Annotated in this window: 1 pseudogene; it reads left to right on the top strand. The window is 76.0% G+C overall.

Annotated elements, in window-relative coordinates:
• Positions 1 to 5: 5 nt before the first annotated feature.
• Positions 6 to 15,734, top strand: a pseudogene (locus FB471_RS00090) (SDR family NAD(P)-dependent oxidoreductase); the annotation flags it as partial.
• Positions 15,735 to 15,744: the final 10 nt, after the last annotated feature.

Genomic DNA, 15,744 nt, shown 5'->3' on the forward strand with positions numbered 1-15,744 from the left:
GTACCGAGAACAAGCTTCGCGACTACCTGAAGCTGGTCACCTCGGACCTCCGCCAGGCCCGCCAGCGGCTGCGGGAGGTCGAGGCGAGGGAGCAGGAGCCGATCGCCATCGTCGGCATGGCCTGCCGTTACGCGGGTGGGATCGGCTCCCCCGAGGACCTGTGGCGGGCGCTGGCCGAGGGCAGGGACGTGGTCGGCGACCTGCCCGCCGACCGCGGCTGGGAGCTGGACTCGCTCTACCACCCCGATCCGGACCATCCCGGCACCACCTACGTCCGGGAAGGTGCCTTCCTGGAAGGGGCCGCCGGGTTCGACGCCGGGTTCTTCGGCGTCTCGCCCCGCGAGGCGCTGGCGATGGACCCGCAGCAACGGCTGATCCTCGAGGTGTGCTGGGAAGCGACCGAACGCGCCGGGATCGACCCGCGGACCCTGCGGGGCTCCGGCACCGGCACCTTCGTCGGCGCCATCCAGCTCAACTACGGCAGCGGGGCCGCCCTGCCCGAGGGGGTGGAGGGGCACCTGGCCACCGGCACCACGGCGAGCGTGATCTCCGGCCGGGTCGCCTACCTGCTCGGTCTGCGCGGACCCGCGGTGACCGTGGACACCGCCTGCTCCTCCTCGCTGGTCGCGCTGCACCTGGCCGCGCAGGCGCTGCGTTCGGGGGAGTGCTCCCTCGCGCTGGCGGGCGGGGTGACCGTGATGCCGGGCCCCGGGGTGCTGGTCGAGTTCGCCCGGCAACGTGCCATGTCGGCCGACGGGCGCTGCAAGGCGTTCTCCGCCGCCGCCGACGGGGTCGGCTGGGGCGAGGGCGTCGGCGTGCTGCTGCTGGAACGGCTGTCCGACGCCGAACGCAACGGGCACCGGATCCTCGCCACGGTGCGGGGTTCGGCGGTGAACTCCGACGGCGCCAGCAGCGGTCTCACCGCACCCAGTGGTTCCGCCCAGCGGCGGGTGATTCGGGCCGCGCTGGACGGTGCCGGGCTGGCCCCGGCCCAGGTGGACGCCGTGGACGGGCACGGAACCGGCACCGAACTGGGCGACCCGATCGAGGCCGAGGCGCTGCTGGCCACCTACGGCCGGGACCGCGACCGTCCACTGTGGTTGGGCTCGGTGAAGTCGAACCTCGGCCATACTCAGGCCGCGGCGGGCGTGGCCGGGGTGATCAAGATGGTGCAGGCGATGCGGCACGGGACGCTGCCGCGCACCCTGCACGTGGACACGCCGTCCTCCCATGTGGACTGGACCGCGGGCCCGGTGTCCCTGCTGACCGAGCCGGTGGAGTGGCCGGAGTCCGGGCACCCGCGCCGGGCCGCGGTGTCCTCCTTCGGGATCAGCGGCACCAACGCGCACGTGGTCCTCGAGCAGGCACCCGCCGCACGACCCGCCGAACCCGGCACCGCCCCGGAGCTGGTGCCGTGGGTCGTGTCCGGCCGTTCGGCGGCGGCGCTGCGCGCCCAGCGGGACGCCCTGCTGCGTACCGCCGCCAGGGAGCGCCAGGTGGACCTCGGGTTCTCGCTGGCCACCGCGCGCTCCACCTTCGAGCACCGGGCCGTGCTGCTGGCCGGGGACGGCGAACCGGTGGAGATCGCGCGCGGCGTGGCGGGCGAGGGCAGGGTCGCGTTCGTGTTCTCCGGCCAGGGCAGCCAGCGGCCGGGGATGGGCCGGGAACTGTATGCGCGCTTCCCCGCGTTCGCCGAGGCTTTCGACGCGGTGCTGGCGGAGCTGGGTGAGCCGGTGCGGGCGGAGCTGTCCGACCCGGACGCCGCGCCGCACCGGACCGGGTGGGCCCAGCCCGCGCTGTTCGCACTGGAGGTGGCGCTGTTCCGGCTCGCGGAGTCCTGGGGCCTGCGGCCGGACTACCTGATCGGGCACTCGGTGGGGGAGATCGCCGCCGCGCACGTGGCGGGCGTGCTGTCCCTCGCGGACGCCTGCACGGTGGTGCGGGAGCGGGCCCGGCTGATGCAGGAGCTGCCGGCAGGCGGGGCGATGGTGGCGGTCGGGGCCGCCGAGCACGAGGTGACCCCCCTGCTGGCGGAGCATGCCGGCCGGGCATCCCTGGCCGCGGTGAACGCCGCGGACGGGGTGGTGCTGTCCGGGGACCACGAGGCCGTGGCGGAGGTCGCGGCCGTGCTGGCCGGCCGGGGCCACCGGACCACCCGGCTGACCGTGAGCCATGCCTTCCACTCACCCCTGATGGAACCGATGCTGGCGGAGTTCGGGCGGGCCCTCGCGGGACTGGACGCCGGGCGGCCGGGCATTCCCGTGCTGTCCACGGTGACCGGCGGCCCGGCCGGGGACGACTGGGGCACCCCGGAGTACTGGGTGCGCCAGGCGCGCGAGCCGGTGCGGTTCGCCGACGCGGTCGGCTCGCTCGCCGCGGCCGGGGTGCACGCGATCGTGGAGCTGGGGCCGGACGGATCGCTGTGCGCGGCGGCCCAGCGGGGATCCGCGGGCGAGACCGTGGCGGTGCCGGTGCTGCGCAGGGACCTGCCCGAGGAGGAGGCGCTGCTGCGCGCGCTCGCCGCGCTGCACGTCACCGGGGTGGCCGTGGACTGGCCCGCGTTCTTCACCGGCACCGGGGCCACCCTGGTCGACCTGCCCACCTATCCCTTCCAGCACGAGCGTTTCTGGCTGCCCGGAGGTCCGGTGACGGCCGGCGCCACCGGCCTCGGCCTGGACACCCCGGAGCACCCGCTGCTCGGGGCGCGGGTCACCATCGCCGACTCCACCGGCGTGCTGCTCACCGGTCGCCTGTCCACCGCAACCCACCCCTGGCTGGCCGACCACGCCATCGGCGACCGGATCCTGCTGCCCGCGACCGCCTTCCTCGAGCTCGCGATCCGGGCGGGTGACGAGGTCGGCTGCGAGTGGGTCGAGGAACTGACCCTCGCCGCACCCCTCGTGCTGCCGGAGCACACCGCGGTCCAGGTGCAGGTGTCGGTGGGCGCGGGCGAGCCGGGCGACCGCAGGGAGATCGCCGTGCACTCCCGGCCCGAGGGCGAGCCGGACGCGCGGTGGACTCGGCACGCCACCGGCGTACTGGCCGCCGCCGCGCCGGGCGTGCCCGCGGGCACCGGGCTCACGCACTGGCCACCGGAGGGCGCCGAGCCCGTCGACCTGTCCGGGTTCTACGCGTCGCTCGCCGGGCACGGGTTCGGCTACGGGCCCGCGTTCCAGGGCGTCCACGCGGTATGGCGGCGGGGTGAGGAAGTGTTCGCCGAGGTCGGCCTGCCCGGGGACGCCGAGGGCACCGCGACCGGCGCGACCGCGTTCGGCCTGCACCCCGCACTGCTGGACGCGGCCGTGCAGGCGCCCGCGGCGGCCGATCGGGGCGCCGTGGGCGGCCTGCCGTTCTCCTGGCGCGGGGTGTCCCTGCACGCCTGCGGTGCCACCCGGCTGCGGGTACGGGTCACCCGCACCGGCCCGGAAACCCTCTCGGTGCTGGCCGCCGACCCCGACGGCGCCCCGGTCGTCACCATCGACGGGCTGGTGCTGCGCGCCCTGCCCGAACCGCGATCGCCAGGGGCGGACCTCCGCGACGCCCTGTTCGCCCTCGAATGGACCCTGGCCCGGCCAGGGCCCGCACCGGAAGGCCCGGTCACCGTGGCCGGGCCGGACCCGCTCGGTCTCGCCGATGCCCTGCGCGACGCGGACGTCCGGGTGGACACCGCGGCCGAACCGGCAGCCGCGGACGGTCCGGTGCTGGTGGGCCTCGCCGCCCAGGGCACAGGGGACCCCGCCGCGGCCCACGAATCGGCCACGGCCGCCCTGGACCTGGTGCAGCGGTGGCTGGCTGCGGACCCGCCGCGGGAGTCCCGGCTCACCGTCGTCACCCGGGGCGCGACGGCGGGCACCGACCTCGGCGCCGCCGCGGCCTGGGGGCTGCTGCGGACCGCTCAGGTCGAGCACCCGGACCGGTTCACGCTCGTCGACCTCGAGGACCAGCCGGGCCCGGAACTGGCCGGGGCACTTGCCTGCGCGGAACCCCAGCTGCTGATCCGGGCGGGCCAGGTGCTGGCCGCCCGGCTGCACCGGGCGACCGGCACCGCCGAACAGTCCACATGGGACACTCGGGGCACGGTGCTGATCACCGGCGGCACCGGCGGACTCGGCCGCGAACTGGCCCGCCATCTCGCCGCCGAACACGGCGTCCGGCACCTGCTGCTGGCCGGCCGCCGCGGCGCCGCGGCGGAGGGGGTGGCGGAGCTGGTCACCGAACTCGCCGAGCTGGGCGCCCTGGCCCGGGTGGCGGCCTGTGACGTGGCCGATCCGGCGGCGGTGACGGAGCTCATCGCGGGTGTTTCCCCCGAGCATCCGCTGACCGCGGTGGTGCATGCCGCCGGGGTGCTGGACGACGGCGTCGTCGAATCGCTGACCCCGCAACGGCTGGCCACCACCCTGCGGGCCAAGGCGGACGCCGCCTGGCACCTGCACGAGGCCACCCGCGGCCTCGCCCTCGACGCCTTCGTGCTGTTCTCCTCGGTCGCCGGCACCTTTGGCGGCGCGGGGCAGGGCAACTACGCGGCCGCGAACGCCTTCCTCGACGGCCTCGCGCGGCGGCGCCGCGCGCAGGGGCTGCCAGGGACCAGCCTGGCCTGGGGTGCCTGGGCGGCCGAGACCGGGATGACCGCGGGCCGGGCGGAGCCCGACCGGACCAGGGCCGCCCGCTCCGGGCTGCCACCGCTCACGGTCGAGCAGGGGTTGGCGCTGTTCGACGCGGCGCTGGCCGACGGCGGGCCCGCCCTGTTGCCGGTCCGGTTCGACCTGCCGGCCATGCGCGCCCGCGGCACGGTGCCGCACCTGCTGCGCGACCTGATCCGTGTCCCGGCCCGGCAGGCGGCGAGCGGCCCCACCGGGGCGGGGGAGGACCTGGCGAGCAGGCTCGGCGGCCTGCCGGAAGCGGAACGTGCCGGGGTGGTGCTCGAACTGACCCGCGGCGCGGTCGCCGCCGTGCTCGGGTATCCGGGTGCGGCGGCGGTCGACCCGGGGCGGAACTTCCAGGAACTGGGGATCGACTCGCTGACCGCGGTCGAGCTGCGTAACCGGCTGGGCACCGAGACCGGGCTGCGGCTGCCCGCCACCCTCGTCTTCGACCACCCCACGGCCTCCGCGCTGGCCCACTGGCTGCTGGCCGAGCTGACCGGCGCCGGTCGGGTCACCGCCGTCCCGCGGCCGGCGCGGGAGTCCGGGGAACCGATCGCCATCGTCGGGATGGCCTGCCGCTATCCCGGTGGGGTGCGCGGCCCGGAGGACCTGTGGCGGCTGGTCAGCGCGGGCACGGACGCGATCACCGCGTTCCCGGACAACCGGGGCTGGGACCTGGATCGGCTCTACCACCCGGATCCGGCGCACCCGGGCACCTCCTACACCCGGCACGGCGGCTTCCTGCACGACGCGGGGGAGTTCGACGCCGAGGTGTTCCGGATGAGCCCGCGGGAGGCACTGGCCACCGACGCCCAGCAGCGGCTGCTGCTGGAGGCATCCTGGGAGGCGCTGGAGCGGGCCGGGATCGATCCGACCTCGCTGGCGGGCAGCCCTTCGGGCCTGTTCACCGGCGTGATGTACAACGACTACGTCAACCTGCTGCCCGCCGCGGAGTACGAGGGCCTGCGCGGCAACGGCAGCGCCCCCAGCGTGGCCTCCGGCCGGGTGGCCTACGCCTTCGGGCTGCAGGGACCCACGCTCACCGTGGACACCGCCTGCTCCTCCTCGCTGGTGGCGCTGCACCTGGCGGGCCAGGCGCTGCGTTCGGGGGAGTGCACGCTCGCGCTGGCCGGTGGCGTGACCGTGATGTCCACACCCGGCGTGTTCGTCGAGTTCTCCCGCCAGCGCGGGATGGCCCCCGACGGGCGGAGCAAGTCCTATGCGGACACCGCGGACGGGGTGGCGTGGTCCGAGGGCGTCGGGATGCTGGTGCTGGAGCGGCTGTCCGACGCGCGGCGCAACGGGCACCCGGTGCTGGCCGTGCTCCGCGGCAGCGCGGTGAACTCCGACGGTGCCTCCAACGGGCTGACCGCGCCGAACGGGCCAGCGCAGCAGCGCGTGATCCACACCGCGCTCGCGTCCGCCGGACTGTCCACATCAGATGTCGATGCGGTGGAGGGGCACGGAACCGGGACCACCCTCGGGGATCCGATCGAGGCGCAGGCGTTGCTGGCCACCTACGGGCAGGACCGCGAGACCCCGCTGCTGCTGGGTTCGATCAAGTCCAACCTCGGGCACACCCAGGCCGCGGCCGGGGTGGCCGGGGTGATCAAGATGGTGCAGGCGATGCGGCACGGGACGCTGCCCCGCACCCTGCACGTGGACGCGCCGTCGTCCCATGTGGACTGGTCCGCCGGGGCCGTGGACCTGCTCACCGAGGAGCGGGCCTGGCCCGAGCGGGACCGGCCGCGCCGCGCCGGGGTCTCCTCCTTCGGCGTGAGCGGCACGAACGCGCACGTGATCGTGGAGCAGGCGCCGCCGGAACCCGAACCGGAGCGGCGCCCGCGATCCTGGTCCGGTGCCGTGCCCTGGCTCGTCTCCGGCCGCACCGCGACGGCGCTGCGCAGGCAGGCGGGGGCACTGGCCGAGGTCGCGGGCGAGCACGAGCCGGCCGACCTGGGTCTTTCCCTGGCCACCACCCGAGCCGCGCTGGAACATCGCGCGATCGTGGTGGGCTCCGACCGCGCGGAACTCCTCGCCGGGCTGCGGGCGGTGGCCGAGGGGCGCCCCACGGCGGCCGCGCTCGTGGGTGAGGCCGCCGAAGCCGGCCGGGGCGTGGTGTTCGCCTTCCCCGGCCAGGGCTCCTACTGGCCCGGTATGGGCGCGGAACTGCTGGAGACCTCCCCCGTGTTCGCCGAGTCGGTGGCCCGCTGTGCCGAGGCGCTCGAACCCTGGGTGGACTGGTCACTGGCCGAGGTGCTGCGCGGCGCGGAGACCGCGCCCCCGCTCGACCGGCTCGATGTGGCGCAGCCCGCGCTGTGGGCGATGGCGGTGTCACTGGCGGAGGTCTGGCGGGCACATGGGGTGCGACCCGCCGCCGTGCTCGGGCACTCGCAGGGCGAGATCGCCGCCGCCTGCGTGGCCGGTGCACTGTCCCTCGAGGACGGTGCCGCGGTGGTCGCGCTCCGCAGCCGGGCCATCGCCGAGGACCTGCAGGGGCACGGCGGCATGCTGTCGGTGCCGCTGGCCGAGGAGGCGGCGCTGGACCGGCTGCGGCGCTGGGAGCCACGGCTGTCCCTGGCCGCGGTGAACGGCCCGCGGTCCGTGGTGGTGTCCGGTGACTACACCGCGCTCGAGGAGTTCGCCGCGGCCTGTGCGGCCGAGGACATCCCGGCCAAGCCGGTCACCGGTGACTTCCCTGCGCACTCGGCGCGGTTCGAGCGGGTGCGCGAGCGGATGCGCACCGGGCTGGCCGGCATCCGGCCGGCGACGGGTGCGGTGCCGCTGCTGTCCACGGTCACCGGCGACTGGCTGGACCCCGCGGGGATGGACGCGGAGTACTGGTACGCCAACATGCGCGAGACCGTCCGGTTCGACGACGCCGTCCGCGCGCTGCTCGGCCACGGCCGGCCCCTGTTCGTCGAGGTCGGCCCGCACCCGGTACTGACCGCGGGGATCGCCGAGACCATCGACGCGACCGGCGCGGAGGCCGGCACGGTACCCACCCTACGGCGCGGTGACGGCGGGCGCGCCCGGCTGCTGCGCTCGCTCGCCGAGGCCCAGCAGGGCGGCGCCCCGGTGGACTGGGCCGCCTGTTTCGACGGCACCGGGGCCCGCCGGGTGGACCTGCCCACCTACGCCTTCGACCGCACGCGCTACTGGCCGCACCCCGTGCCGGACGCGGGAGACCCGGCGGCCGCCGGTCTCACCCCCACGCGGCATCCCCTGCTGGGCGGGGCGATGCGCCTGGCCGACCGCGGTGGGGAACTGGTGCTCACCGGCCGGGTCTCGCTGGCCACCCACCCCTGGCTCGCCGACCACACCGTGTTCGGCTCGGCGCTGTTCCCCGGGGCCGGGTTCGTCGAACTCGCCGTGCGCGCGGGCGACGAGGTCGGCTGCGACCGGGTGGCCGAGCTGGCACTGGCCGAACCGATGGTGCTGCCCGCTCGGGACGCCCTGCGGCTCCAGGTCGTGGTGGGCGAGCCCGGCGAGTGGGGGCAGCGCGGCCTCGCGGTGTACTCCCGCCCGGAGGGCGCCGAGGACCTGCCGTGGACGCGGCACGCCACCGGGCTGCTCGCCGCGGGCGATCCGGCCGGGGACGCCGGTGGCCCCCCACCCTTCGACGCCACCGCATGGCCGCCCCCGGGAGCCGAGCCCGTCCCGATCTCCGGCTGCTATGCCGGGTTCGCCGAGTGGGGCTTCGACTACGGCCCCGCGTTGCAGGGCCTGCGCGCGGTGTGGCGGCGGGGCACCGAGGTGTTCGCCGAGGTCGCGCTCCCGGCCGGGGAGCCCGGCGCGTTCGGCCTGCACCCGGCCCTGCTCGACGCCGCCCTGCACGCCGCCATGACCGGCGAGGCCGGACCCACCGGCCTGCCCTTCTCCTGGGAGGACGTGCGGCTGCACGCCTCCGGCGCGAGCGGACTGCGGGTGCGGCTGGCCCCGTCCGGCGCCGGTGCCCTCTCCCTCAGCGCGGCCGACCCGGCGGGCGAACCGGTCGCCTCGGTATCCGCCCTGCGGGTCCGGGCCGTGCGCGCCGACCAGGTGACCGGCCCGGCAACGGACTCGCTGTTCGGTCTCGAATGGGCACCGGTACAACTGTCCATAATGGACCATTCGGTGAGTGTGCTCGAGCCGGACGAGCTCGGCCTCGCCGCGCGGTTCGACCGGACGGTGCCGCCCGACCTCGCGGCGGAACGGCAGGTGGTGCTGGTGCCCGTGGCCGGTGCGGGTGGCCGGGACACGATCGGCTCGGCGCACGAGTGCACCGCGCGGGCGCTGGCGCTGATCCAGGACCGGCTGTCCCTGACCGAGGGTGCCCGGCTGGTCTTCCTCACCCGGGGCGCGCTGAGCGGGCAGGATCCCGCGGCGGCCGCCGTATGGGGCCTGGTGCGGACGGCGCAGGCCGAGCGGCCCGGCTGCTTCGGGCTGGTCGACCTTGACCCGGAGGGCGGTGCGCCGCCGCCGGAGATCCTCGATCCGGCCGAGCCGCAGCTCATCGTCCGGGGCGGGCGGGTGCTGGCCGCCCGGCTCGCCAGGGTCACCGGGTCGCCCGAGCCATCCCGGCCGTCCACATGGGACACCGGCGGCACGGTGCTGGTCACCGGCGGCACCGGCGGGCTCGGCGCGGTCGTGGCGCGACACCTGGCCGAGCGGGGATTCCGGCACCTGCTGCTGGCCGGGCGCCGGGGTACCGCGGCGGAGGGGGTCGCGGACCTGGTCACCGAACTCGCCGCACGGGGCACCCAGGTACGGGTGGCGGCCTGCGACGCGGCCGACGCGACGGCCGTGGCGGAGCTGATCGCCGGGGTTCCCGCGGAGCACCCGCTGACCGCGGTGGTGCATGCCGCGGGCGTGCTGGACGACGGGGTGCTGGAGTCGCTGACCCCGGGACGGCTGGCCACCGCCCTGCGGCCGAAGGTGGACGCGGCGTGGAACCTGCACGAGGTCACCCGCCACCTCGACCTGGACGCCTTCGTGCTGTTCTCCTCCGCGGCCGGGATCCTCGGGGCCGCGGGGCAGGGAAACTACGCCGCGGGCAACGCCTTCCTGGACGCGCTCGCCCGGCACCGGCGTGCGGGCGGCCTGCCCGCCCAGTCGCTCGCCTGGGGAGGGTGGGCCGAGGCGGGGATGGCCGCCGGGCTCGCGCCGGCCGAGCGGGACCGGATGACCCGCCGTGGCCTGCCGCCGCTGCCCACCGAACGGGGGCTCGAGCTGTTCGACCTGGCGACCGTTCTCGACGAGCCGGTGCTGCTGCCGGTGCGGCTCGACCTGCCCGCGATCCGCGCGGGTGGCGCGGTGCCGCCGGTACTGCGCGGGCTGCTTCCGGCCGCCGCGCGCCGCGCGGCACACCAGGCCCCCGCGGCGGCAGGGCAGCTCACCGGCGAACTGCTCGGCCTGGACGCGCGGGAACGCGCCGAGCGGCTGGGCGAGCTGGTGCGCGCCCGCATCGCGGCCGTGCTCGGCCACGACAGCCCGGAGTCGGTCGATCCGGACCGGGCGTTCTCCGACCTCGGGTTCGACTCGCTGACCGGGGTGGAACTGCGCAACCAGCTGGCGGCCGCGACCGGGTTGCGGCTGCCGGCCACGGCCGTGTTCGACTACCCCTCGGCCGCGGCGCTGACCGGGCACCTGCTGGCGGAGCTGCTCGGCGACACCGCGCCCGAGCGGGCACCGGCCGTGCCGGCACCGGCCGAGGACCCCATCGTGATCGTCGGGATGAGCTGCCGCTATCCCGGCGGGGTCGGCTCCCCGGAGGAGCTGTGGCGGCTGGTGCGGGACGGGACCGACGCCACCGCGGAGTTCCCGGACGACCGCGGCTGGGACCTGGAGACGCTGCGACACCCGGACCCGGACCGTCCCGGCAGCTCGCACACCCGCAGGGGCGGCTTCCTGACCGACGCGGCCGGGTTCGACGCCGGCTTCTTCGGCATGAGCCCCCGGGAGGCACTGGCCACCGACGCACAGCAGCGGCTGCTGCTGGAAGCCGCCTGGGAGGCGCTGGAAGCGTCCGGAGTGGACCCTGCCGCGGCCCGCGGCAGCCGCACCGGCGTGTTCGCCGGCCTGATGTACGGCGACTACGCGACCCTGCTGGACGGGCCGGAGTTCGAGGGCTACCGGGGTAACGGCAGCGCCGCCAGTGTGGCGTCGGGTCGGGTGGCTTACGCGTTGGGTCTTGAGGGTCCCGCGGTGACGGTGGATACGGCGTGTTCGTCGTCGTTGGTGTCGTTGCATTTGGCGGTGCAGGCGTTGCGGTTGGGGGAGTGTTCGTTGGCGTTGGCTGGTGGGGTGACTGTGATGTCCACCCCGGCGGCCTTCGTGGAGTTCTCCCGTCAGGGTGGGTTGGCGCCGGACGGCCGTTGCAAGGCCTTCGGGGATGCCGCCGATGGGGTGGCGTGGTCGGAGGGTGTGGGGGTGTTGGTGTTGGAGCGGTTGTCGGATGCGGTGCGGAATGGGCGTCGGGTGTTGGCGGTGGTGCGGGGTTCTGCGGTGAATCAGGATGGTGCGTCGAATGGGTTGACGGCGCCGAATGGTCCTGCGCAGCAGCGGGTGATTCGGCAGGCGTTGGGGTCGGCGGGGTTGTCTGGTGCGGATGTGGATGTGGTGGAGGGTCATGGGACGGGGACGTCGTTGGGTGATCCGATTGAGGTGCAGGCGTTGCTGGCGACGTATGGGCAGGGTCGTGAGGTTCCGTTGTTGTTGGGTTCGGTGAAGTCCAACCTCGGGCATACGCAGGCGGCGGCGGGGGTGGCTGGGGTGATCAAGATGGTGCAGGCGATGCGGTACGGGGAGGTTCCTCCCACGCTGCATGCGGGGGAGCCCTCCTCCCAGGTGGACTGGACGGCCGGGGCGGTGGAACTCCTCACCCGCCGCACCGGTTGGCCCGCCGCCGACCGGCCGCGGCGCTGCGCGGTGTCCTCGTTCGGGATCAGCGGCACCAACGCCCACGTCATCCTCGAACAGCCCGAACAGCAACCCGCGGCCGGAGTGACCCCGGCCGCGGAGGGATGCGTCCCCTGGCTGCTGTCCGCGCGCGACCTGCCCGCGCTCAGGGAGCAGGCCGACCGCCTGCGGCGGCGGGTGCGGGCGGGCGAGCTCACGGCCCGCGACATCGGGTACACCCTGGCCACCGCCCGCCCCGCGTTCGGAAGGCGCGCCGCGATCCTGGCCGGGGAAGCCGGTCGGGACGCCGCCCTGCGCGCGCTCGGCGCGCTCGCCGCGGGCGAATCGGACCCCCTGCTGGTCGAGGGCGGGCCCGTGCCCGGCCGGATCGCCGCCGTGTTCCCCGGCCAGGGCGCGCAACGGCTCGAGATGGGGCGGGAGCTCGCGGCCCGCTACCCGGTGTTCGCGGCGGCCTTCGAGAAGGTGTGCCAGGTTATGGACGGCCTGCTGCCGCGCCCGCTGCGCGAGGTCGTATGGGGGACGGAGGCCGCGCTGCTGGATCGCACCGGCTGGGCGCAGCCCGCGCTGTTCACCTTCGAGGTGGCCCTGTTCCGGTTGCTGGAGTCCTGGGGGCCGCGGCCGGATCTGCTCATCGGGCACTCGGTCGGCGAGGTCGCGGCCGCGCATGTCGCCGGTGCCGTGTCACTGCCGGACGCCTGCACCCTGGTGGCGGCGCGGGCCCGGCTGATGGAGGCGCTGCCCGAGGGTGGCGCCATGATCGCCGTGCGCGCCACCGAGGAGGAAGTGCAGCCACTGCTCGGGGCCGGGGTGTCGGTCGCCGCGGTGAACGCACCCGGCTCCGTGGTGCTGTCCGGGGACGAGGAGGCGGTGGAGACGCTCGCCGCGCGGTTCGCGGGCCGGGGACGGGACACCAGGCGCCTCACGGTGAGCCACGCGTTCCACTCGCCGCTGATGGAACCGATGCTCGACGAGTTCGCGGCGGCCGCGCGCGGGATCGAGGTCGCCGAGCCCACCATCCCGCTGGTGTCCACCGTGACCGGTACGCGGGTGACCGCGGCGGAGCTGGCCGAGCCCGGCTACTGGACCACCCAGGCGCGGCACACCGTGCGCTTCGCAGCCGGGATCCGCACGCTACGCGCGGAGGGCGCCGGGATCTTCCTCGAGCTCGGACCGGACGCGGCCCTCACCGCGATGGTGGAGGACACTCTCGCCGAGCAGGACGGCTCGCGGCCGTGGCTCGCGCTGCCGGCGCTGCGGGCCGGCCGGGACGAGCAGGCCGCCCTGCTGACCACACTCTCCACCGCGCACTGCGCCGGGGCGGAGCCGGACTGGCCGTCCTTCTTCGCCGGAACCGGCGCCGCGCTGGTGGACCTGCCGACCTACCCGTTCCAGCACGCGCGGTACTGGCCCGCCGGTGGCCCCCGGCGCGGCGATGTGACCGCGGTCGGCCTGGCCGATGCCGAGCATCCCCTGCTCGGGGCGGTGGCCGAACTCGCGGATGGCGACGGCGCGCTGTTCACCAGCAGGCTGTCCCAGGGCGCGTACCCGTGGCTCGCCGATCACGCCGTGCTCGGCAGGGTCCTGCTGCCCGGAACCGCCTTCGTGGAGCTCGCCCTGCGTGCCGGTGCCGAGCTCGGCTGCGGCAACCTGACCGAACTCACCCTCGCCGCCCCGCTGTTGCTGCCCGCGGACGGCGAGATCGCGTTGCAGGTCCGGGTCGGCGCCCCGGACCAGGACACGCGGGAAGGGCACCGCACCGTCACCATCCACTCCAGACCGTACGGCGCGGGCACCCCGTGGACCCTGCACGCCACCGGGACGGTCGCGGCACGGCCGGGCACCCCCGGCGCCCCCGTGCGGTGGCCGCCCGAGGACGCCGAACCGGTCGACCCGGCGGGCTGCTACGAGCACTTCGGTGCGGCGGGGCTCGGGTACGGACCCGCGTTCCGCGGGCTGCGCGCGGTGTGGCGGCGAGGGGAGGAGGTGTTCGCCGAGGTCGGGTTGCCCGAGGAGGTGCGCGAGCAGGCGACCCGCTTCGGGCTGCACCCGGTGCTGCTCGACTCCGCCCTGCACGCGATCCCGCTCACCGGCGAGCACAGTGGACGGTTGCGGCTGCCGTTTTCCTGGGAAGGCGTCACCCTGCACACCGAGGGGGCGTCCGTGTTGCGCGTGTGCCTGCGCTGGTCCGGGGACACCCTGGCCATCCTCGCCACCGACGAACGGAACCGGCCCGTGGTCACCGTGGACGGTCTGCGCCTGCGTGCCGTCTCCGCCGAGCAGCTCTCCGCCGCGGAGGCCGCGGACCCGGTGCGGGACTCGCTCTTCCAGCTCGACTGGACCGCCGCACACCCGGCGGGCCAGGAGACGGCGACCGCGGCGGTGCTCGGCGCGGGCTCCGCCGGGCTCCCGGCCCGGGCCGTGGCCGACCTGGACGAACTGGACCCGGTGCCCGAGGTGGTGGTCCTCGCCATGCCCGGCGAATCCGGCCGTGCACCCGGTGACGAGCTGCCGGACTCGGCACACCGGCGGGTCACCGAGGCGCTGCGCCTGGCGCAGCGGTGGCTGGCCGAAGACCGGTTCACCGGCTCGCGGCTGGTGTTCCTCACCCGCGGTGCGGTGCCGGCAGGGGACGCACCGGCGGACCTGGCCGCCGCCGCGGTCTGGGGTCTGGTGCGTTCGGCCCAGGTGGAGCATCCCGGCCGGTTCGGCCTGCTCGACCTGGACGACTCCGCGCCGCCGGAGGAGACGGAGCTGGCGCGGGCCGTGGCGGCCACCGCGACCGAACCGCAGCTCGCCCTCCGCGACGGCGAACTGCTCGCGGCCCGGTTGCACCGCGTGCCCGCCGCGGGGCAGGAAGGTCCGGCGTGGGACCCGGCGGGCACCGTCGTGATCACCGGCGGCACCGGGGGCCTCGGCGGCGTCCTCGCCAGGCACCTCGCCACCGAGCACGGGGTGCGCCGGTTCCTGCTGCTCAGCCGTGCCGGCCCGGACGCGCCGGGCGCCGCGGGGCTGCTCGCGGAGCTGGCCGACCACGGCGCGATCGCCCGCGCCGTGGCCTGCGACGCGGGCGATCGCGCCGCGCTCGCCGCCGCGCTGGCGACCGTGCCTGCCGAACACCCGGTGCGGGGCGTGGTGCACGCCGCCGGGGTGCTGGACGACGGCGTCGTGGACGGCCTGACCCCGCAGCGGGTCGGCCGTGTGCTGCGCCCCAAGGTGGACGCGGCGTGGCACCTGCACGAGCTGACCAGCGGGCTCGACCTCACCGCGTTCGTGTTGTTCTCCTCGGTGGCCGGCACCCTCGGCGCCGCGGGGCAGGCGAACTACGCCGCGGCCAACGCTTTCCTCGACGCGCTTGCCCGGCATCGGCAGGCGGCCGGGCTCCCCGCGGTCTCGCTGGCCTGGGGACCCTGGGGTCCCGAGGCGGGGATGACGGAGACGCTGCGCGCCGCGGACGCCGAGCGGATGCGCCGCACCGGCATGCCGGCCCTGTCCGCGGCGGAGGGCCGAACGCTGTTCGACGCCGCGTTGCGTGGCGGCCTGCCGGCGGTCGTGCCCGCGCGGCTGGACCTGACCGCACTGCGCGCGCACGAGGAGATCCCGCCCCTGCTGCACGGCCTGGTCCGGCCGCGAGGTGGCCGCGCGGGCGCGCGGGCGGGCAGCGCGGAGCCGGCCGAGGCCCTGCGGCAGCGCCTGGAGGGCCTGCCCGGAGCGCGGCGGGAACAGGCCCTGCTCGAGCTGGTCCGGGGCGAGGCGGCCGCGGTACTCGGTCACCCGGGCGCGGAGGCGGTCGAGCCGGAGCACCGCTTCGCCGATCTGGGATTCGACTCGCTCACCGCGGTGGAGCTGCGCAACCGGCTCGGCAGGGCGACCGGGCTACGGCTGCCCGCCGCGCTGCTGTTCGACCACCCCACCCCGGAGGCGCTGGCCGGGCACCTGCTGCCACTCCTGGCCCCCGCGGCGGACGAGGGGCGGACCGTGCTGGCGGAACTGGACCGGCTGCGGGCGCGGCTGGCCGAGCTGACGGCCGACGACCAGCTGCGCGGGCAGGTGGCGGGCAGGCTGGAGGTGCTGCTGGCCGGATGGACCGGGCAGCAGGGGCCCGAACCGAACGGGAACGGTGCGGTCGACTTCGACTCGGCCTCGGACGAGGAGATGTTCAGCCTGCTCGACCACGAACTCGGGCAGTCCTGAGCCGGGAAGG

Origin of the sequence: Amycolatopsis cihanbeyliensis (assembly GCF_006715045.1) — a bacterium.
Lineage (GTDB): Bacteria > Actinomycetota > Actinomycetes > Mycobacteriales > Pseudonocardiaceae > Amycolatopsis > Amycolatopsis cihanbeyliensis.